This is a genomic window from Hydrogenophaga sp. R2 (assembly GCF_049843595.1).
Lineage (GTDB): Bacteria > Pseudomonadota > Gammaproteobacteria > Burkholderiales > Burkholderiaceae_C > Hydrogenophaga.
Genome location: NZ_JBBHZN010000003.1, coordinates 262360 through 281178, shown reverse-complemented (window position 1 = coordinate 281178; position 18819 = coordinate 262360). Strand labels below are relative to the sequence as shown.

Sequence of the window (18819 nt, the reverse complement as noted above, 5' to 3'; positions counted from 1 at the left end):
CGGCCGTAATTATGGCCACGCGGCCTGAAACCCAACTGACACGGAGCGCGACATGGCCCTGGTTTTCATCGACGGCGAAGCCGGCACCACCGGACTGCAGATCCGCGAACGGCTGCAGGGCATGGCCGGGGTGGAGCTGGTGAGCATCGACCCGGCCCGCCGCAAGGATCCGGCCGCCAAGCGCGAACTCATGGCCGGTGTCGATCTGGTGATCCTGTGCCTGCACGACGATGCCGCCATCGAATCGGTCGCCATGATCGACAGCCTGCCGGGCCGCAAGCCGCGCATCATCGACGCCTCCACCGCCCACCGCTGTGCACCCGGCTGGGTGTATGGCTTTCCAGAACTGGCCGCTGGCCAGCGCGAAGCCGTGCAGGCAGCGGACCGCGTGGCCAACCCCGGCTGCTACGCCACCGGGGCGATTGCGCTGCTGCGCCCGCTGGTGCAGGCCGGCCTGATCCCGGCCGACTTCCCGCTGGCCCTGCCCTCGGTCAGCGGCTACTCGGGCGGCGGCCGCACCATGATCGAGGCCTACGAGGCCGGCGAGGCCCCGCTGTTCGAAGCCTACGCCCTGGGCCTGTCGCACAAGCACCTGCCCGAGATCCTGCGCTACACCGGGCTGAGCCGCCGGCCCATCTTCATTCCGGCGGTGGGCAACTTCCGCCAGGGCATGCTGGTGCAGCTGCCGCTGCACCTGGACGACCTGCCGGGCCGTCCGAAGGCCGCCGACCTGCACGACGCCCTGACCCGCCACTACGCCGACAGCGCTGCAGCCGGTGGCTGGGTGCAGGTGATGCCGGCCACCGAGAACGGCAAGCTCGACGCCACGGCGCTGAACGACACCAACCGGCTGGAGCTGCGGGTGTTTGCCAACGAGGCGCACCGCCATGCGGTGCTGATCGCCCGGCTCGACAACCTGGGCAAGGGCGCCAGCGGCGCGGCGGTGCAGAACCTGCAGCTGATGCTGGGGCTGTGATCAGTCGTCGTCCCCGCCGCTGACCACGCGGCGGATGGCCTCGGCGGCGAAACCGCGCGAGGCCAGGAAACGCATCTGCTTCGCCCGGCCGGCTGCGTCCACCGCCGGCTCACCAAACTTCCTGCGCCAGACTTCGCGAGCCCGCTGCACTTCGGTGCGGCGCAGGGCGTCCACGGCGTCGGCCACGGCCTGCGGGCTCACGCCCTTGGCCTGCAGCTCCTGCTTGAGGCGGCCGGTGCCCAGCCGGGCAGCGCGCCGGTGCACCACCGACTCCACCACCCGCTGCTCGCTGATGAAGCCCTTGGCCTGCAGCTCGTCCAGCACGCGGGCCAGTTCACCCGGCTCGGTCTCGTGCTCGGCGAGCTTGCGTTCCAGCTCGGCGCGCGAATGCTCGCGGCCGGCCAGCAGCCGCAGGGCGCGGCCCTTGAGGGAGAGCGTCTGGAAACCCACCAGGCAGGGACGGGGCCGCAGCCCCGCTTACTCGGCGACTTCGGCGTCGGCCTTGTCGGCCTTGGCCTTGGACTTGCGGGCAGCCGGGGCGGCCGGCTCCTCGGCACCGCCGTCCACCGGCAGCAGCGGAACACCCAGTTCGGTGCGGACCTTGTTCTCGATCTCGACGCGCAGCTCGGGGTTCTCGCGCAGGAATTCGCGGGCGTTGTCGCGACCCTGGCCGATCTTCTCGCCGTTGTAGGCGTACCAGGCGCCGGACTTCTCGATCACGCGGTTGAGCACGCCCAGGTCGAGGATTTCGCCCTCGCGACTGATGCCTTCACCGAACAGGATGTCGAACTCGGCCGTCTTGAAGGGCGGGCTGACCTTGTTCTTGACCACCTTGACCTTGGTCTCGTTGCCGATGGCCTCTTCGCCCTTCTTGATGGTGCCGGTGCGGCGGATGTCCAGGCGCACCGAGGCGTAGAACTTGAGCGCGTTGCCGCCGGTGGTGGTTTCGGGGCTGCCGAACATCACGCCGATCTTCATGCGGATCTGGTTGATGAAGATCACCGTGCAGTTGGTCTTCTTGATGGTGGCGGTGAGCTTGCGCAGCGCCTGGCTCATGAGACGGGCCTGCAGGCCGGGCAGCTGGTCGCCCATTTCGCCTTCGATCTCGGCCTTGGGCGTGAGCGCGGCCACCGAGTCCACGACCACCAGATCGACCGCGCCGGAACGCACCAGCGAGTCGACGATTTCCAGCGCCTGTTCACCGGTGTCGGGCTGGGAAATGAGCAGGTCGGGCAGGTTGACGCCGAGCTTCTGGGCGTACTGCACGTCCAGCGCGTGTTCGGCGTCCACGAAGGCGCAGGTGCCGGCGAGCTTCTGCATTTCGGCAATCACCTGCAGGGTGAGCGTGGTCTTGCCGGACGATTCCGGGCCGTAGATCTCGATCACGCGGCCGCGCGGCAGGCCGCCGACGCCCAGGGCAATGTCCAGGCCCAGCGAGCCGGTGGACACCACCTGGATGTCCTCGATGGCCTCGCCTTCGCCCAGCTTCATGATGGTGCCCTTGCCGAACTGCTTCTCGATCTGGGCCAGGGCGGCCTGCAGGGCTTTGGCCTTTTCGGCGTTGACGGGGTTGTTGGCTTTCATTCCGGTGTCCATGCGAGGCTCCTGGTGGGTGGGGTTGCATCCAGCACTGGATGGGTGAACAGCAGTGTAGCGGCGAATACTTTTCCAAATCATGATTTTTTGGTCAGTTTGCCTTACCATCCGCCGCCATGGACATCCCCAGCCCTGCCGCCCCGACCGATGACCGCTGGCGCGGCGGCCACCTGGGCCGCCTGCTGGGCGAGGCCATGCGCCGCTTCGACGCCCGCGTGCTGCAGCTCATGGCCAGCGACGGCGAGGTGCCGCTGGCCCTGGCCCACCTGGCCGAACGCGATCAGGTGGGCGCAGCGCATGTGCACATCACCCGCCACCTCTCGCTGCGCGGCTCGCGCCTGACCGAACTCGCCCACCACGCCGGCATGACCAAGCAGGCCATGGGCGATCTGGTCACCCAGTGCGAGGCCTGGGGCCTGGTGCAGCGCGAACCCGACCCGCTGGACCGGCGGGCGCGGCGCATCGTGTTCACGCCGGCCGGGCTGCTCTGGCTGGACGCCTTCCGGCGGGCGGTGGCCCAGGCCGAGCAGGAATTCCACCACCAGGTCGGGGCGGAAGTGGCTACCGTGGTGAGCCTGGGGCTGGAGGCCTATGCCCGTTCCTGACACCCCCGGGGGCACCCTAGAATCGGTTCAAAAGCTGAGGAGACAGGCATGCGGATCCTGATTGCGGAAGACGACCAGGTGCTGGCGGACGGGCTGCTGCGCAGCCTGCGTGCGGCCGGGGCGGCGGTGGACCACGTGGCCAGCGGCGCCGAGGCCGATGCCGCGCTGATGACCAACAACGAGTTCGATCTGCTGATCCTCGACCTGGGCCTGCCGCGCCTGCACGGGCTGGAGGTGCTCAAGCGGCTGCGCTCGCGCGGATCGCAGCTGCCGGTGCTGATCCTCACCGCGGCCGACAGCATCGAGGAACGCGTCAAGGGCCTGGACTACGGCGCCGACGACTACATGGCCAAGCCCTTCAGCCTGCAGGAGCTCGAAGCCCGGGTGCGGGCCCTCACCCGGCGCGGCATGGGCGGCACCACCAACACCATCCGCCACGGCCCGCTCGAATACGACCAGGCCGGCCGCGTGGCCACCATCGACGGCAAGATGGTCGAGCTCTCGGCCCGCGAGCTGGGCCTGCTGGAGGTGCTGCTGCAGCGCGCCGGCCGCCTGGTCAGCAAGGACCAGCTGGTGGAGCGCCTGTGCGAGTGGGGCGAAGAGGTGAGCAACAACGCCATCGAGGTCTACATCCACCGCCTGCGCAAGAAAATCGAGAAGGGGCCGATCCGCATCGCCACCGTGCGCGGTCTGGGTTATTGCCTTGAAAAAATCCCCGGCTGAAGCGGACAAGGCCGGCTCGGTCGGCTTCGGACTGTTCCAGCGCGAACAGCGCAGCCTGTTCGGCGAAATCCTGGACTGGATGCTCACGCCGCTGCTGCTGCTGTGGCCGCTCTCGCTGGCGCTCACCTGGTTCGTGGCGCAGGGCATTGCCAGCAAACCCTTCGACCGCGCACTCGAATTCAACCTGCAGGCCCTGACCCAGCTGGTGGTCAACAACGATGGCCGCGTGATGTTCGTGCTGAACAACCAGGCGCGCGACCTGCTGCGCGCCGACGACAGCGACCTGGTGTACTACCAGGTGGTCGACGCCCGGGGCAAGCTGGTCAGCGGCGAGGGCGACTTTCCGCCGCCGCAGGACGAACCCGCGCCCGGGCCGGGCCGGGTGCTGCTGCGCGACGACGTGGTGCGCGGCGACGAGGTGCGCGTGGCCTACACCTGGCTGGACCGCAACGACGCCGCCGGCCCGGTGCTGATGCAGGTGGCCGAGACCAAAGGCAAGCGCTCCACCCTGGCCAACGAGATCATCAAGGGCGTGATGGTCCCGCAGTTCGTCATCCTGCCGCTGGCCGTGCTGCTGGTGTGGCTGGCGCTGGTGCGCGGCATCCGGCCGCTGTCCGATCTGGAGCAGCGCATCCGCGCCCGCCGCCCCGACGACCTGAGCCCGATCGAGGAGTCCTTCATCCCGCAGGAGGTGGCGCCGCTGGTGTCGTCCATCAACGACCTGCTCACCCGCCTGAAGGCCTCGCTCACCACCCAGCGCCGCTTCCTGGCCGATGCGGCGCACCAGCTCAAGACGCCGCTGGCCGGCCTGCGCATGCAGGCCGAACTGGCCCAGCGCGAGACCGATCCCCGCGAGCTGCGCGGCTCGCTGCAGCAGATCTCGCGCTCCAGCGCCCGGGCCACCCACACCGTCAACCAGCTGCTGGCGCTGGCGCGGGCCGAATCCACCGGCCGCGCCCTGCCCAGCGCCGACATCGACCTGGCGCGGCTGGTGCAGACGGTGGTGCAGGACTCGGTGCCCCGCGCACTGGAGGCCGGCATCGACCTGGGCTACGAAGGACCGGACGAGATGCCGCCCGAACTGCACCCCATGGGCAACCCGGTGCTGCTGCAGGAGATGGTGCGCAACCTGGTGGACAACGCCCTGGCCTACAGTGGCCGCGGCGGCGTGGTGACGGCTCGCGTGCTGGCCGACCGCTTCAGCGGGGTGCAGGTGCTGCAGGTGGAAGACAACGGGCCAGGCGTGCCCGAGAACGAACGCCACCTGGTGATGCAGCCCTTCTACCGGGCCCTGGGCACCAACGTGGACGGCTCAGGCCTGGGCCTGGCCATCGTGCAGGAAATCGCCCAGCAGCACGGCGCCACGGTGCACATGGAAGACACCCACCCCGAGCGCGCGCAGCGCGGGCTGCGGGTGTCGGTGAAGTTCCCGCCGAAACCCGACGAGACTCAGGCCGGCTTGTAGACGTTGAGCTGCAGGCGCTCGCGCTCGATGGCGCGGGCCACCGCCGGCAGGGCGGCGAAGCGCTGGGCCAGGTCCCAGGTGGCACCCAGCGTGGTGGGGTCGATGCCGGCATAACCACCCCAGCGCAGCAGGGTCAGGGCATAGGCATCGAGCACGCCGGGTTGCGCGCCCGCCAGCCAGGGCGAGGCGGCGCGGGCCATGGCCTCGATCTCCTCCAGCAGTCCCCGGTAGGCCGCCACCGCGTGCTCGCGCACCGCTTTCTGGGCGGCCTCGTCGGCGGTGAACTTCTGCGGCATGAACACGTGGGTGAAGGTGGGGTGCACCGTGTTGTTCATCCACATGAGCGTCTGCAGCGCCCGGGTGCGGGCGATGCCGCTGGCCGGCAGCAGACCGGCCTGGGGGAACAGGCTGTCGATGTGCAGCGCAATCGCCGGGATCTGGGTGACCACATCGCTGCCATCCACCAGCACCGGCACCTGGCCGCGCGGGTTCAGGGCCAGGTACTCGGGCGCACGCTGCTCGCCCTTGTGCAGCTTGACCATCACCGGCTCGAACGTGGCGCCGGCCAGCTCCAGGGCGGCGTGCGGCACGAACGAACAGGCGCCCGGGGCGTAAAACAGTTTGAGGCTCATGGCTTGTCTCCGTTGAAGTTCATTCCAGGTGCTGGCCGACCAGACCAGCGATCTCGAACATGGTCACGGCGTCCTTGCCGAACACCGGACGCAGCTTGGCATCGGCATTGATGCGGCGCTTGTCGGCAGCATCCTGCAGGCCGTTGGCCTTGATGTAGTCCCACAGCTTCTTGACCACCTCGGGGCGCGACACCGGGCCTTCGCCGATGACGGCCGCCAGCGCGGCGCTGGGCTGTTTGCCGGTGGCCGCCGTGGTCTTGCGCGGGGCCTTGGGCGCGGCGGCCTTCTTCGCGGCGGCGGCCTTTTTGGCCGGCGCGGCCTTGGCGGCCGGGCGGGCCGCGGTCTTGCGGGGCGGGTACTTGCTCTCGCGCTGCTCGAACTCGAAGTTCACCTTGCCGGCCTCCTTGTCCCAGGCCAGGAAGGCCTTGAAGGCGCGGCGGGTGCGCATGGAGACGAACTTGTCCAGCAGGTCGGTCTTGCCGGTGGCCAGCAGCTTGCTCATCTGCTCGCGCGCCACCGGCTGCTGCAGGATGACCTTGCCGCTCTTGAAGTCGCAGCTCGGCGTGGGCTGCTGCGCCGTGGGCACGGCGCGCTCGCACACATAGTTGGCGCCGTGCTCGTGCACCGCGCCGCCGCACTTGGGACAGGCGCCCAGCGACTCGCTGGCGGTGAACTCGACCAGCTCGCCGGTCTCTTCCTCGCGCTTGTCGTCGCCGAAGTCGAACTCCAGCTTCCAGTTGCGGTCCTCGTCGCTGAACTTGAGCACCATCTCGGCAACGAAAGGCCAGCCAGCCTTGGAGCGGAAACCCTCCAGCGGGCCGATGTGGCGGTCGCGCACGAAGGCCTCGGCCTCGTCGATCTCGAAGGTGCGGCCGGCCGGCGACTTGGTGAACGAGAAGCCGCAGCCCTCGCTGCTGCCATCGGCGCCGGTGCAGGCGTAGCGTCGGTAGTTTTCCTTCACCACGCCGCCGCAGTTGGGGCAAGGCGACTGCAGCGTGGCGTAGTTGCCCGGCACGGTGTCGCGGTCGTACTCCTTGGCCTTCTTCACCAGCCGCTCGGTCATGGCGGCGATGTCGGCCATGAAGGCCTCGCGGCTGAGCTTGCCCTGCTCCATCTGGGCCAGCTTGTATTCCCATTCACCGGTGAGCTCGGGGCGCGAGAGTTCCTCCACCTCCAGGCCCCGCAGCAGCGTCATGAGCTGGAAGGCCTTGGCAGTGGGGATGATCTCGCGGCCCTCGCGCAGCATGTACTTTTCGGTCAGCAGGCCTTCGATGATGGCGGCGCGGGTGGCTGGCGTGCCCAGGCCTTTTTCCTGCATGGCCTCGCGCAGTTCGTCGTCGTCCACCAGCTTGCCCGCGCCTTCCATGGCGCCCAGCAGCGTGGCTTCGCTGTAGCGGGCCGGCGGACGGGTCTTCAGGCCCTTGGCCTCCACCGACTCGGTGCGCACCGTCTCGCCGTCGCGCACCGGCACCAGGTTCTGGCCCTTGTCGCCGTCCTTGGCGTCGACCACGTCCTCGGCGGCTTCCTTGCCGTACACCGCCATCCAGCCCGGCTTGACCAGCACCTTGCCCTCGGTCTTGAAATGGTGGTTCAAGACCTTGGAGATGCGCGTGGTCACCATGAACTCGGCGCTGGGGAAGAACACCGCCAGGAAGCGGCGCACCACCAGGTCGTAGAGCTTCTGCTCGGCGTCCGACAGGCCGCTGGGCGCCTGCAGCGTGGGAATGATGGCGAAGTGGTCCGACACCTTGCTGTTGTCGAACACACGCTTGCTGGGGCGGATGTAGTTGTTGTTGAGCGCCGTCAGCGCAAAGGGCGCCAGGTGCTTCATGCCGCTGTCGGCCAGCATCTCGAAGGTCTGCTTGACGGTGGGCAGGTAGTCCTCGGGCAGGGCGCGCGAGTCGGTACGCGGGTAGGTCAGGGCCTTGTGGCGCTCGTACAGGCTCTGGGCCAGCTGCAGCGTGGTCTTGGCCGAAAAGCCGAAGCGGCCGTTGGCCTCGCGCTGCAGGCTGGTCAGGTCGTACAGCAGGCCGCTGGCCTGGGTGGTGGGCTTGCGTTCCTCGGTGACGCTGGCGGCCTTGCCGCGCACGGCCTCGACGATGGCCAGCGCCTCGCGGTGGTCCCACAGGCGGTCGGCGCGCAGGTCGGCATCGGCGTCATCGCCGGTGGGCTTCTTGAAGTCGGGGTCGAACCACTTGCCCGGGTACTCGCCGGCTTCGGCCAGGAAGCTGGCGTGGATCTCCCAGTAGTCGCGTGCCTTGTGCGCGCGGATCTTCTCTTCCCGCTCCACCACGATGGACAGCGTGGGCGTCTGCACCCGGCCCACGGTGGTCAGGAAGAAGCCGCCGTCGCGCGAGTTGAAGGCGGTCATGGCGCGGGTGCCGTTGATGCCGACCAGCCAGTCGGCCTCGGAGCGGCTGCGGGCCGCATCCGCCAGGCCGCGCATCTGGGCGTCGCTGCGCAGCTGCTCGAAGCCTTCGCGGATGGCGGCCGGCGTCATGGACTGCAGCCACAGGCGCTGCACCGGCTTGCCCAGGCCCTGGTACTGACCGTTCTTGAGGCCGCCGGCGTACTGCTCGATCAGGCGGAAGATCAGCTCACCCTCGCGGCCCGCGTCGCAGGCATTGATGAGGGTGCCCACGTCCTTGCGCTTGGCCAGCTTCACCACCGCGTTCAGGCGCGACTTGGCCTTGTCGATCGGCTTGAGCTCGAAGTACGGCGGCAGCACCGGCAGATGGGCAAAGCTCCACTTGCCGCGCTTGACGTCGAACTGCTCGGGGGCGGCGATCTCGACCAGGTGGCCCACGGCCGAGGTCACGACGTACTGCTCGTTCTCGAAGTGGTCTTCGTGCTTGTCGAACTTGCCGGCCACCGGCGTGAGCGCACGCACGATGTCCTGCGCCACCGACGGCTTCTCGGCAATGACCAGTGTCTTGGTCGAACCAGGGGTTTTCATCTCTACAATCCGGCTTTCCGCGCGCACACGCAGGCGCGCTCATGGGTGCGCACACACACGCGCGCACCTGCATGAAACAACCTTACCAAAAACTCCGACCGTGACGAAAAGCCCCGGAAAGCCCTCGGCGCGCCAGTCCAGAGCCGCCCCGGTGCGGCGCATCCAGGTCCGCCGCTCGGGGGTGCATGGTCGCGGGGTGTATGCCCTGGTCGATCTGGCCGAGGGTGAAACCCTCATCGAGTACGTGGGCGAGGTCATCACCTGGGCCGAGGCGCTGGAACGCCATCCGCACGACCCGGCCGACCCCAACCACACCTTCTACTTCCACATCGACGAAGAGCGGGTGATCGACGCCAAGTACGGTGGCAACTCGGCGCGCTGGATCAACCACAGCTGCAACCCCAACTGCGAGGCCGAGGTGGAAGACGGCCGGGTGTTCATCCGCGCCCTGCGCAACATCCCGGCTGGCGAGGAGCTGTTCTACGACTACGGCCTGGTCATCGACGAGCCGCTGACGCCAGCCCTGAAGAAGCAGTACCCCTGCTGGTGCGGTGCCCCGAAGTGCCGCGGCACCCTGCTGGCGCCCAAGCGCGGCGGCCGCGCCACCCGGCTCGGCTGACGCTGCCACGTTGCGCAACATGCTCACGGCGCACCTCGAATCCGTCTGGCAGGCTGTCGCGCCGGTGCTGCCCGGGTTCACGGTGGAGCTGCTGCCCACCATCGACTCCACCAACAGCGAACTCATGCGCCGCGTGCGCGCCGGCCTGAACGAGCCGGTGCTGCTGGTGGCGCAGGAACAGACCGCCGGGCGCGGGCGCCTGGGCAAGCCCTGGACCAGCCAGCCCGGCCATTCGCTGGCCTTCTCCCTGGGCCTGCCGCTGGCGCCGCTGGACTGGTCCGGCCTGTCGCTGGTGGTGGGCGTGAGCCTGGCCGAATCGCTGCACCCCGACCTGCGCCTCAAGTGGCCGAACGACCTGTGGCTGGAGGGCCGCAAGGCCGGCGGCATCCTGGTGGAAACCGCCAGCAGCGGCGAGGCGCCGGGCGCACCGCGCATGGTGATCGTGGGCGTGGGCCTGAACATCGCCCGGCCACCGGCCTCGGTGCTGTCCACCGCCGGTGCGCTGCCGCCGGTGCAGCCGGCCGGGCTGTCCGAATGCCGCATGGGCCTCACCGACGGCGAGGCACTGGAGGCCGTGGCCGCCCCGCTGGTGAACGATCTGCTGGCCTTTGCCAGCCTGGGCTTCGGCGCATTTGCCGCCCGCTTCGATGCGCGGGACGCGCTGCGCGACCGGGAGCTGCTGCTGTCCGACGGCACCACCGGCACCGGCCAGGGCGTGGGCCCGGACGGCAGCCTGCGGGTGATGACGACCCAGGGCCTGCGCGAGATCAGCAGCGCCGAAGTGAGCGTGCGGCCATGCTGAGGGCGCTCGTCATCCTGCTGGTGCTGGCCAACCTGGGCAGCTACGCCTGGCAGACCGGCTGGCTGGCCCCGCTGGGCCTGCAGCCACGCTCTGCGCAGGAGCCGCAGCGGGTGGAACAGCAGCTGCGGCCCGAGGCCATCCGCCTGCTCAACGGGCAGCGGCCCGCGACATCGGCTGCGCCCACCGCCGTAGCGCCCGCCAACCCGGCAGCACCCTCTTCACCACCCCCGCCGGCCAACGAAGCCCCCGCTGTGGCAGCCGATGCGGGCGGCACGGCGCCGTCATCGTCCACCGCAGCCACGGCCTGCTTCGAGGCCAGCGGCTTCGATGCTGCCCAGGCCGATCAGCTGCGCGCCGAGCTGGGCCGCATGGCACTGCCGGACAACGCCTGGCGCCTGAGCGAGGTCAGCAGCGCGGGCCGCTGGATCGTCTACATGGGACGCTACGACAACGCCGCCCAGGTCAGTGCCAAGAAGGCCGAGCTGCGGGAGCTGGGCGTCGACTTCCGCGACGTCAACACCACCGGCCTGGCCCCGGGCCTGTCGCTGGGCACCTTCTCCAGCGAGGCCGCCGCCCAGACCGCGCTGCAGCAGGTGGTGCGCAAGGGGGTGAAGACGGCACGGGTGGCCCAGGAACGGGCGCCGTCCACCAGCTTCAGCCTGCGGCTGCCGGCGATCACGGCGGCGCAGCGCGAGCGCATCCAGTCGCTGCAGCCGGCCATGGGCAACCGTCAGCTGGCCGCCTGCGCCGGCTGAGGCGCCTGGCCCAGCACGGTGTCGAACCAGTCCAGCGCGTCGTTCCACAGCGCCGAGGCCTGCGGACGGAAATAGCCCATGTGGCCCACCGGGCCGATGCCGCTGCCGCGCGGGTCGACCGTGACGGTGCGCACCGGGGCCTGGCGGTAGCCCGCCATGAAGGCATCGCGCGAGGCCGGCGGGGCCCAGGCGTCGTCCAGGGCGTTCACCGCCACGATGGGAAAGCGCACGTCGTCGAAACGCTCGGTCACCGGTTTCATGGCCGGATCGTCGAAGAAGTAGCGCGGGAAGCGGCACCACTGCCGCCACTGGCGGTACACGTCCAGCGGCAGGTCTTCGCCCATGCCCAGGCGGCTCCAGGGCAGGTAACCCGCCCGGCGGGTCAGGATGGGGCCAAGCACCCGCCACATGAAGAGCACGCGCAGGCGCTCCAGCGGCGGCATCCAGCCGTGCCAGCCGGCGCCGGTGGCAAAGGTCCAGGCGGCCGTGACCTGGGTCGGGTCGGGCAGCAGCCCCAGCGCGTGGCCGCCATAGGAATGGCCCACCAGCACCACCGGCCGGCCTTCCGTCTGCATGGCGGCCACCCCGGCGGCCAGATCGAGCCGGCCCCAATCCAGGTAGTCCATGCGGAACCCCTTGAGGCTGGGCGGCGCCGACAGGCCGATGCCGCGGTAGTCGAGCGTGAGGGTGTCGTAGCCGCGGGCGGCGGCGTGTTCGGCAAAGCGCCGGTAGAAGCCTTGCGGCACGGCGGTGGCACCGGCCACCACCAGGGCGGGCCGGCGGGTCTGAGGCTGCAGCGGGCGGTACCGCGTGGCCGCAATGGCGTAGCCGTCGGCGGCCAGCAGGGTCTGGCGTTCGCCGTTGATGGGGGTGGTGCTCATGAGGGGACTCCCGGTGGCGGGGATGGTGGAGCGGTGGAGGGCATGGCCAGCAGGCCAAGCAGGGCATCGGTCACACGGTCCAGCGGTGCGGTGCTGTGGGCCACCCGGGCCTGCAGCAAGCCGCCTTCGTAGGCGGAGACGATCAGGGCGGCCAGCGATTCGGCCCGCGCGGCGTCGTGCCCGGCCGCCGCCAGGGCCTGGGCCAGCCGCTGGCGCAGGCGGTCGAACGCCCGGGCCAGCGCCGCACGCAGGGCGGTGTCGGCGGCGGTGGTTTCCAGGGCGATGGTGGCCAGCGGACAGCCACTGTCGAAACCGCTGGCCTGCAGGCGGCCGGTGGCGCTCTGCAGCCAGACCCGGGTCGCCTGCAGGGGGTCGGGCTGCTGGGCCAGCAGCTGGTCCAGGCCGGCGATCATGCGGTCCACCACCTGGTCGATGGCCGCCACGGCCAGGTCGGCCTTGCCGCCGGGGAAGTGGTGGTAGAGCACGCCCTTGGGCGCGCCGGCCTGCTGCAGGATGTCGGCCACGCCCACGCCGTGAAAGCCCCGGTGGCGCAGGGCATCGGTCATGGCGGCGATCAGGCGGTCGCGGGTGCCGGGCACCGATGGGGGCGCGGCGGGTGGCGGGGTGGTGTCGGCGGGCATGGCCGGACTCTATAGACCGGTCGGTCTAGTGTCAACCGGCCCTGCGTGCCCGCCTGAATCACAAAGGGCGCCCGAAGGCGCCCTTTGTCTTGTCGAGTGAGCTTGCGCTTACTTGGCGACGACGCGAACCATCTCCAGGCACTTGTTGGAGTAGCCCCACTCGTTGTCGTACCAGCTCACCACCTTGATGAAGGTGCCGTCCAGGGCGATGCCGGCGTCGGCGTCGAAGATGGAGGTGCGGGTGTCGCCGCGGAAGTCGGTGGCGACCACCTTGTCCTCGGTGTAGCCCAGCACGCCCTTGAGCGCGCCTTCGGACTGGGCCTTCATCTCGGCCTTGATTTCCTCATACGTGGCGGCCTTGTCCAGCTCCACGGTCAGGTCGACCACCGACACGTCGGAGGTGGGCACGCGGAAGGACATGCCGGTGAGCTTCTTGTTGAGCGAGGGGATCACCACGCCCACGGCCTTGGCGGCGCCGGTGGAGCTGGGGATGATGTTTTCCAGGATGCCGCGGCCGCCGCGCCAGTCCTTGTTGGACGGGCCGTCCACCGTCTTCTGGGTCGCCGTGGCGGCGTGCACCGTGGTCATCAGGCCGCGCTTGATGCCCCACTTGTCGTGCAGCACCTTGGCGATGGGGGCCAGGCAGTTGGTGGTGCACGAAGCGTTGGAGATGATGGCCTCGCCCTTGTAGGTGTCGTGGTTGACGCCGTACACGAACATGGGGGTGTCGTCCTTGCTGGGCGCCGACAGGATCACCTTCTTCGCGCCGGCATCCAGGTGCTTCTGGGCGGTGGCCTTGTCCAGGAACAGGCCGGTGGACTCGATGACGACCTCGGCGCCGACCTCGTTCCACTTCAGGTTGGACGGGTCGCGCTCCTGGGTCAGGCGGATCTTCTTGCCGTTGACGATGAGGGTGTTGCCCTCGACGCTGACCGTGCCCTTGAAGCGGCCGTGCACGCTGTCGTACTGCAGCATGTAGGCCAGGTAGTCGGGCTCCAGCAGATCGTTGATGGCCACCACCTCGATGTCGGCGAAGTTCTGGATGGCGCTGCGCAGCACGTTGCGGCCGATGCGGCCGAAGCCGTTGATGCCGATCTTGATGGTCATGTCGGGTCTCTCCTGGAGGGGTGGTTCAAAGGGGGTTGATCACTTCGCGAGCACGGCACGCACCGTGTCCGCCACGTTCTGTTCGGTGAAGCCGAAGTGCTGGAACAGCACCGGGGCCGGGGCCGACTCGCCGTAGGTGTCGATGCCGACCACGGCGGCCACGCCGTACTTCCACCAGCCGTCGGTCGAACCCATCTCCACCGCCACGCGCGGCAGGCCGGCGGGCAGCACCGACTTCTTGTAGGCCACGGTCTGGCGGTCGAACACGCTGGTGCTGGGCATGGAGACCACACGCACGGCAATCTTGTGTTCGCGGGCCAGGCGCTCCTGCGCCTTGAGCGCCAGCTGCACCTCGGAGCCGGTGGCGATGATGACGGCCTGGGCCTTCTTCTTCAGGCCCACATGCGCCGGCTCGGACAGCACATAGGCGCCCTTGCTGATGTCCGACAGGTCCGACTTGGGTGCGTAGGGCAGGTTCTGGCGCGACAGGCACAGCGCGCTGGGGCGGCTGGCGTTCTGCAGGGCCACGGCCCAGGCCACGGCGGTCTCGGCGGTGTCGGCCGGGCGCCAGACATCGAGGTTGGGGATCAGGCGCAGGCTGGCCACATGCTCGATGGACTGGTGGGTCGGGCCGTCTTCGCCCAGGCCGATGGAGTCGTGGGTGAACACGTGGATGACGCGCTGCTTCATCAGCGCGGCCATGCGGATGGCGTTGCGGCTGTAGTCGCTGAAGGTCAGGAAGGTGCCGCCGTAGGGGATGTAGCCGCCGTGCAGGGCCACGCCGTTCATGATGGCCGCCATGCCGAACTCGCGCACGCCGTAGTTGATGTGGCGGCCCTGCTGGCCCTGCTCGTTGCGCTGCACGTCGCCGGCCAGGTTGAAGCGCAGGGCCGGGGTGTGGCTGGTGTTGGTGAGGTTGGAGCCGGTGAGGTCGGCGCTGCCGCCCAGCAGCTCGGGCAGCGCGGCGGTGAAGTGCTCCAGCGCAATCTGGCTGGCCTTGCGGCTGGCCACGGTCTCGGCCTTGGTGTGGGCGGCCACGGCAGCGTCCACGGCGGTCTGGGCGAAGTGGCGCGGCAGCTCGCCCTTCATGCGGCGGGTGAACTCGGCGGCCAGCTCGGGGAAGGCGGCCTGGTAGGCGGCGAAGCGCTGATTCCAGGCCTGCTCGGCGGCCTGGCCCTTGGCCTTGGCGTCCCAGGCGGCGTACACCTCGGCCGGCACCTCGAAGGGCGCGTGGTTCCAGCCCAGGGCCTCGCGGGTGAGCGCGATCTCGGCCGCACCCAGCGGCTCGCCGTGGGCCTTGGCGGTGTTGGCGCGGTTCGGGCTGCCCTTGCCGATGTGGGTCTTGCAGATGACGATGGTCGGGCCGTCGGCATGGCGGCGGGCGTCGGCAATCGCGCGCTCCACGGCGTCGGCGTCATGGCCGTCGATGGGGCCGATCACGTTCCAGCCGCAGGCGGCAAAACGCAGCGCGGTGTTGTCGATGAACCAGGGCGTGACCTGGCCGTCGATGGAGATGCCGTTGTCGTCGTACAGGGCGATCAGCTTGTTGAGCTTCCAGGCGCCGGCCAGGGCCACGGCCTCGTGGCTGATGCCTTCCATCAGGCAGCCGTCGCCCAGGAACACATAGGTGTGGTGGTCGACGATGGTGTGGCCGGGGCGGTTGAACTCGCTGGCCAGCAGCTTCTCGGCCAGCGCCATGCCCACCGCATTGGTGATGCCCTGGCCCAGCGGGCCGGTGGTGGTTTCCACCCCGGGGGTGATGCCCACCTCGGGGTGGCCGGCGGTCTTGCTGTGCAGCTGGCGGAAGTTCTTCAGCTCGCCGATCGGCAGGTCGTAGCCGGTGAGGTGCAGCAGCGCATAGATCAGCATGGAGCCGTGACCGTTGGACAGCACGAAGCGGTCGCGGTCGGCCCAGTGCGGGTTGGCCGGGTTGTGCCGCAGGTGGCGGCCCCACAGGGCCACGGCCATGTCGGCCATGCCCATGGGCGCGCCGGGGTGGCCGGAATTGGCGGCCTGCACCGCGTCCATGGCAAGGGCCCGGATGGCGTTGGCCTGGGTCTGGGCGGACACGGGGGTCTGGGGGCTGGCGTCGGTCATGGCGGCATCGGATGAGGAGGGCCGCTCGGGCAGCGGCGGGGCCGCCGGGGCCGGCGGTCGCGAAAAACCGGGATTTTATCGGGCCGGGCTGCCACCCATAATCGAACCCACCGTCCCGCCGAGCCGCGCCCCATGTCCCCCTCCTTCCCGAGCAGCCCCCTGTCCATCCCCAGCGCCATGGTGCTGGCGGCCGGGCGCGGCATGCGCATGCGGCCGCTGACCGACCACACGCCCAAGCCCCTGCTGCAGGTGCACGGGCGTCCGCTGATGCAGTGGCCCATGGACACGCTGGCCTCCGGTGGCGTGGGCCATTTCGTGGTCAACACCGCCTGGCTGGGCGACCAGATCGCCATGCACTGCCGGCAGTGGCAGGCCCGGCACCCGGGGGCGATGGTCCAGATCTCGGACGAGGGCGCCGACTTCGGCTACGCCCTGGAAACCGCCGGCGGTATCTCGCGTGCGCTGCCGCTGCTGGGCGAGGTGTTCTGGGTGCTGGCGGCCGACGTGTACGCGCCCGGCTTCACGTTCGACCCGCAGGACGTGAACCGCTTTGCCGCCAGCGATGCCCTGGCCCACCTGTGGCTGGTGCCCAATCCGCCGCACAACCCCCGCGGCGACTTCGGGCTGGACACCCAGGGCCGCGCCCTCAATGGAAACAGTCCCGACGGCACACGCCTGACCTACAGCACCATCGGCCTGTACCGGCGCGCGCTGTTCGAGCCGCCCTGGTGCGACATCCACCCCGGCAACCCGCAAGGCACGGCCGCGCCGCTGGCCCCGCTGCTGCGCCGGGCCATGGACGCCGGTCGGGTCACGGCCAGCCGCTTCGACGGCGCCTGGACCGATGTCGGCACGCCCGAGCGGCTGGCCGAACTCAACGCCACGGACTGAACGCCACTGCCAGCGGCGCGTGAACCGAAATGGGCCGACAATCCGGCCCATGGACGCCACCCCCCACTTCGCCCTGTACGCCGAGCGCCGCGCCCGAGTGGCGGCCCAGCTCGGCCCTGGCGGCATCGCCGTCGTGCCCACCGCCCCGGAGCGCCCGCGCAACCGCGACAGCGACTTCCTCTACCGGCACGACAGCTACTTCTACTACCTCACCGGCTTCACCGAGCCCAACGCCTGGCTGGTGATCACCGCCGAAGGCCACAGCACCCTGTTCTGCCAGCCCAAGGACATGGAACGCGAGATCTGGGACGGCATCCGCCTGGGCCCGCAGGCCGCGCCCGGCACGCTGGGCGTGAACGAGGCCTTTGCGGTGGACGAGCTCGACCGCCGCCTGCCGCGCCTGCTGGAAAACCGCAGCGCCGTGTGGTTCCCGTTTGCCACCCACGAAGGGCTGGAAGTGCGGGTGGAAGGCTGGCTGCGCCAGGTGCGCGCCCGGGTGCGCTTCGGCGCCCTGTGCCCGCAGACCCAGCACGACCTGTGCGGCGTGCTCGACGAGATGCGGCTCATCAAGGACGCGCACGAGCTCGCCATCATGCGCAGGGCCTCGCAGATCAGCGCCCGCGCCCACATCCGCGCCATGCAGAAGAGCGCCGCCATGCTGCGCGCCGGGCAGGACGTGCGCGAGTACCACCTGGACGCCGAGCTGCTGCACGAATTCCGCCTGCACGGCTCGCAGTACCCGGCCTACGGCAGCATCGTGGCGGCCGGCGCCAATGCCTGCGTGCTGCACTACCGGGCCGACGCCGCGCCCATCCGCGACGGCGAGCTGGTGCTGATCGACGCCGGCTGCGAGCTCGACGGCTACGCCAGCGACATCACCCGCACCTTCCCGGCCAACGGCCGCTTCAGCGGCCCGCAGCGCGCGCTCTACGACCTGGTGCTGGCCAGCCAGGACGCGGCCGTGGCCGCCACCCGCCCCGGCCAGCGCTTCGTCGATCCGCACGATGCCACCGTGGCCGTGCTGGCCCAGGGCCTGCTCGACCTCAGCCTGCTGGATGCCAACAAGGTGGGCAACGCGCAGGACGTGATCGCCAGCCGCGCCTACTTTGCCTTCTACATGCACCGCACCGGCCACTGGCTGGGCATGGACGTGCACGACTGCGGCAGCTATGTGGAGCCGACCGAGCTGGGCACGGTGAGCGAGCGGCGCGACCCGCTGTCGGGCGAGACCATCCGCGACCGGCCCAGCCGCATCCTGCGCCCGGGCATGGTGCTGACCATCGAACCCGGCCTGTATGTGCGCCCGACCGAGGGCGTGCCCAGCGAGTTCTGGAACATCGGCATCCGCATCGAGGACGACGCGGTGGTCACCGCCGAGGGTTGCGAGCTCATCACCCGCGACGTGCCGGTCAAGGCCGACGAGATCGAAGCGCTGATGCGCGGCTGATCGCAGCAGGCGCCCCGGCCCATGCAAGTGCTGCACGTCTGCGTCGGCCAGGCCAGGCCCCTGACCATCGGCCGGCGCAGCTTTCTGTCCGCCATCGGCAAGGCGGCGGTGGACGGGCCGGTGGCGCTCGCCCCGCTCGGGCTGGCCGGCGACGAGCAGGCCGACCCCAGCGTGCACGGCGGCCTGGACAAGGCGGTGTATGCCTACCCGCTGGAACACTACGCCTTCTGGGAAGCACAGCGCGGCGGGCTGTTCGACGAACCGCTGCCGCCCGGCGCCCTGGGCGAGAACCTGCTGGTGCAGGGCCTGCTGGAAAACGCGCTGTGGATCGGCGACGAACTGCACCTGCCCGACGCGGTGCTGCGCGTGACCGCCCCGCGCGAACCCTGCTTCAAGTTCAACGCCCGCATGGGCCTGCCCGATGCCGGGCGCCGCATGATGCAGGCGCTCAACCCCGGCTTCTACCTGGCGGTGGTGCGGCCCGGCAGCATCCGCGCGGGCGACCCGGTGGAACTGCGCCCCGGTCCACGCGGTCTGCGGGTGGACGAAGCCTTCGCGGCACGCCGGCTCAAGCACCTGCGCGAGTAGCGGGATCGGGATTCACGGCCAGGATTCCCCGTGGAAAT

Annotated in this window: 18 protein-coding genes; 10 read left to right on the top strand and 8 right to left on the bottom strand. The window is 69.9% G+C overall.

Features of this window, described 5'->3' with window-relative positions:
• Positions 1–52 precede the first annotated feature (52 nt).
• Entirely contained in the window at positions 53–976 is a 924-nt protein-coding gene (argC, locus tag WD026_RS12655) for an N-acetyl-gamma-glutamyl-phosphate reductase (RefSeq protein ID WP_425724014.1), read from the top strand.
• Here the strand turns inward: argC and recX are convergent, their stop codons facing one another.
• Positions 977–1426 (bottom strand): recombination regulator RecX, encoded by a 450-nt coding sequence (gene recX / locus WD026_RS12650; RefSeq protein WP_425724013.1) that lies wholly within the window; start codon positions 1424–1426, stop codon positions 977–979.
• 27 nt (positions 1427–1453) lie between these two features.
• Positions 1454–2572, bottom strand: a complete 1119-nt coding sequence (gene recA, locus WD026_RS12645; RefSeq protein WP_425724012.1) for a recombinase RecA — start codon at positions 2570–2572, stop codon at positions 1454–1456.
• A 116-nt stretch (positions 2573–2688) separates the two neighbouring features.
• Here recA and WD026_RS12640 point away from each other — a divergent pair, with 116 nt between their 5' ends.
• The 3 genes from WD026_RS12640 (at position 2689) to WD026_RS12630 (ending at position 5365) form a co-directional block, all read left to right on the top strand.
• Entirely contained in the window at positions 2689–3177 is a 489-nt protein-coding gene (locus WD026_RS12640; RefSeq protein ID WP_425724011.1) for a MarR family winged helix-turn-helix transcriptional regulator, read from the top strand.
• 48 nt (positions 3178–3225) lie between these two features.
• On the top strand, positions 3226–3900 hold the full coding sequence (locus WD026_RS12635; protein WP_086121680.1) for a response regulator: 675 nt from the start codon (positions 3226–3228) through the stop codon (positions 3898–3900).
• 79 nt (positions 3901–3979) lie between these two features.
• Positions 3980–5365: a sensor histidine kinase N-terminal domain-containing protein gene (locus WD026_RS12630; protein WP_425724171.1), complete on the top strand. Its 1386-nt coding sequence runs from the start codon at positions 3980–3982 to the stop codon at positions 5363–5365.
• Here WD026_RS12630 and WD026_RS12625 read toward each other — a convergent pair.
• Together WD026_RS12625 and WD026_RS12620 are read right to left on the bottom strand one after the other, a co-directional pair.
• On the bottom strand, positions 5350–5997 hold the full coding sequence (locus WD026_RS12625) for a glutathione S-transferase family protein (protein WP_425724010.1): 648 nt from the start codon (positions 5995–5997) through the stop codon (positions 5350–5352). The two genes, WD026_RS12630 and WD026_RS12625, sit on opposite strands and share 16 nt — an antisense overlap.
• A gap of 19 nt (positions 5998–6016) precedes the next feature.
• Positions 6017–8953 (bottom strand): DNA topoisomerase III, encoded by a 2937-nt coding sequence (locus WD026_RS12620; RefSeq protein ID WP_425724009.1) that lies wholly within the window; start codon positions 8951–8953, stop codon positions 6017–6019.
• A 100-nt stretch (positions 8954–9053) separates the two neighbouring features.
• Between WD026_RS12620 and WD026_RS12615 the strand changes: the two genes are divergently transcribed.
• Genes WD026_RS12615 through WD026_RS12605 form a run of 3 tightly spaced genes read left to right on the top strand, consistent with a single transcriptional unit; the run spans position 9054 to position 11129 of the window.
• Positions 9054–9572, top strand: a complete 519-nt coding sequence (locus WD026_RS12615) for an SET domain-containing protein (protein WP_425724008.1) — start codon at positions 9054–9056, stop codon at positions 9570–9572.
• A gap of 19 nt (positions 9573–9591) precedes the next feature.
• Positions 9592–10374 (top strand): biotin--[acetyl-CoA-carboxylase] ligase, encoded by a 783-nt coding sequence (locus WD026_RS12610; RefSeq protein WP_425724007.1) that lies wholly within the window; start codon positions 9592–9594, stop codon positions 10372–10374.
• Positions 10368–11129: an SPOR domain-containing protein gene (locus tag WD026_RS12605; RefSeq protein ID WP_425724006.1), complete on the top strand. Its 762-nt coding sequence runs from the start codon at positions 10368–10370 to the stop codon at positions 11127–11129. Before WD026_RS12610 ends, WD026_RS12605 begins: the two co-directional genes overlap by 7 nt.
• Here the strand turns inward: WD026_RS12605 and WD026_RS12600 are convergent.
• The 4 genes from WD026_RS12600 to tkt form a co-directional block, all read right to left on the bottom strand.
• On the bottom strand, positions 11105–12010 hold the full coding sequence (locus WD026_RS12600) for an alpha/beta fold hydrolase (protein WP_425724005.1): 906 nt from the start codon (positions 12008–12010) through the stop codon (positions 11105–11107). The genes WD026_RS12605 and WD026_RS12600 overlap by 25 nt on opposite strands.
• On the bottom strand, positions 12007–12651 hold the full coding sequence (locus WD026_RS12595; protein ID WP_425724004.1) for a TetR/AcrR family transcriptional regulator: 645 nt from the start codon (positions 12649–12651) through the stop codon (positions 12007–12009). Before WD026_RS12595 ends, WD026_RS12600 begins: the two co-directional genes overlap by 4 nt.
• Positions 12652–12759: 108 nt before the next feature.
• A complete protein-coding gene (gene gap, locus WD026_RS12590; protein ID WP_425724003.1) occupies positions 12760–13758 on the bottom strand; it encodes a type I glyceraldehyde-3-phosphate dehydrogenase in 999 nt (332 codons plus the stop codon).
• Positions 13759–13797: 39 nt separating this feature from the next.
• Positions 13798–15855, bottom strand: coding sequence for a transketolase (tkt, locus tag WD026_RS12585; protein ID WP_425724002.1), 2058 nt, complete (start codon positions 15853–15855; stop codon positions 13798–13800).
• 132 nt (positions 15856–15987) lie between these two features.
• Here tkt and WD026_RS12580 point away from each other — a divergent pair, with 132 nt between their 5' ends.
• Genes WD026_RS12580 through WD026_RS12570 form a run of 3 tightly spaced genes read left to right on the top strand, consistent with a single transcriptional unit; the run spans position 15988 to position 18781 of the window.
• Complete coding sequence (locus WD026_RS12580; RefSeq protein WP_425724001.1) at positions 15988–16746, top strand: nucleotidyltransferase family protein; 759 nt, start codon at positions 15988–15990, stop codon at positions 16744–16746.
• A gap of 49 nt (positions 16747–16795) precedes the next feature.
• Positions 16796–18193 carry an aminopeptidase P N-terminal domain-containing protein gene (locus WD026_RS12575; RefSeq protein ID WP_425724000.1) on the top strand — a complete coding sequence of 466 codons (1398 nt, stop codon included), beginning with the start codon at positions 16796–16798 and terminating at the stop codon, positions 18191–18193.
• 21 nt (positions 18194–18214) lie between these two features.
• Positions 18215–18781, top strand: coding sequence for an MOSC domain-containing protein (locus WD026_RS12570; protein WP_425723999.1), 567 nt, complete (start codon positions 18215–18217; stop codon positions 18779–18781).
• Positions 18782–18819: the final 38 nt, after the last annotated feature.

Excerpts from the sequence above, each read along its gene's own strand:
- recA (WP_425724012.1), bottom strand. The coding sequence starts at position 2,572 with ATGGACACCGGAATGAAAGCCAACAACCCCGTCAACGCCGAAAAGGCC.
- WD026_RS12635 (WP_086121680.1), top strand. The coding sequence starts at position 3,226 with ATGCGGATCCTGATTGCGGAAGACGACCAGGTGCTGGCGGACGGGCTG.
- WD026_RS12610 (WP_425724007.1), top strand. The coding sequence starts at position 9,592 with ATGCTCACGGCGCACCTCGAATCCGTCTGGCAGGCTGTCGCGCCGGTG.
- gap (WP_425724003.1), bottom strand. The coding sequence starts at position 13,758 with ATGACCATCAAGATCGGCATCAACGGCTTCGGCCGCATCGGCCGCAAC.
- WD026_RS12605 (WP_425724006.1), top strand. The coding sequence starts at position 10,368 with ATGCTGAGGGCGCTCGTCATCCTGCTGGTGCTGGCCAACCTGGGCAGC.
- WD026_RS12600 (WP_425724005.1), bottom strand. The coding sequence starts at position 12,010 with ATGAGCACCACCCCCATCAACGGCGAACGCCAGACCCTGCTGGCCGCC.
- WD026_RS12575 (WP_425724000.1), top strand. The coding sequence starts at position 16,796 with ATGGACGCCACCCCCCACTTCGCCCTGTACGCCGAGCGCCGCGCCCGA.
- tkt (WP_425724002.1), bottom strand. The coding sequence starts at position 15,855 with ATGACCGACGCCAGCCCCCAGACCCCCGTGTCCGCCCAGACCCAGGCC.
- WD026_RS12580 (WP_425724001.1), top strand. The coding sequence starts at position 15,988 with ATGTCCCCCTCCTTCCCGAGCAGCCCCCTGTCCATCCCCAGCGCCATG.
- WD026_RS12570 (WP_425723999.1), top strand. The coding sequence starts at position 18,215 with ATGCAAGTGCTGCACGTCTGCGTCGGCCAGGCCAGGCCCCTGACCATC.
- WD026_RS12625 (WP_425724010.1), bottom strand. The coding sequence starts at position 5,997 with ATGAGCCTCAAACTGTTTTACGCCCCGGGCGCCTGTTCGTTCGTGCCG.
- WD026_RS12630 (WP_425724171.1), top strand. The coding sequence starts at position 3,980 with ATGCTCACGCCGCTGCTGCTGCTGTGGCCGCTCTCGCTGGCGCTCACC.
- argC (WP_425724014.1), top strand. The coding sequence starts at position 53 with ATGGCCCTGGTTTTCATCGACGGCGAAGCCGGCACCACCGGACTGCAG.
- WD026_RS12640 (WP_425724011.1), top strand. The coding sequence starts at position 2,689 with ATGGACATCCCCAGCCCTGCCGCCCCGACCGATGACCGCTGGCGCGGC.
- WD026_RS12595 (WP_425724004.1), bottom strand. The coding sequence starts at position 12,651 with ATGCCCGCCGACACCACCCCGCCACCCGCCGCGCCCCCATCGGTGCCC.
- WD026_RS12620 (WP_425724009.1), bottom strand. The coding sequence starts at position 8,953 with ATGAAAACCCCTGGTTCGACCAAGACACTGGTCATTGCCGAGAAGCCG.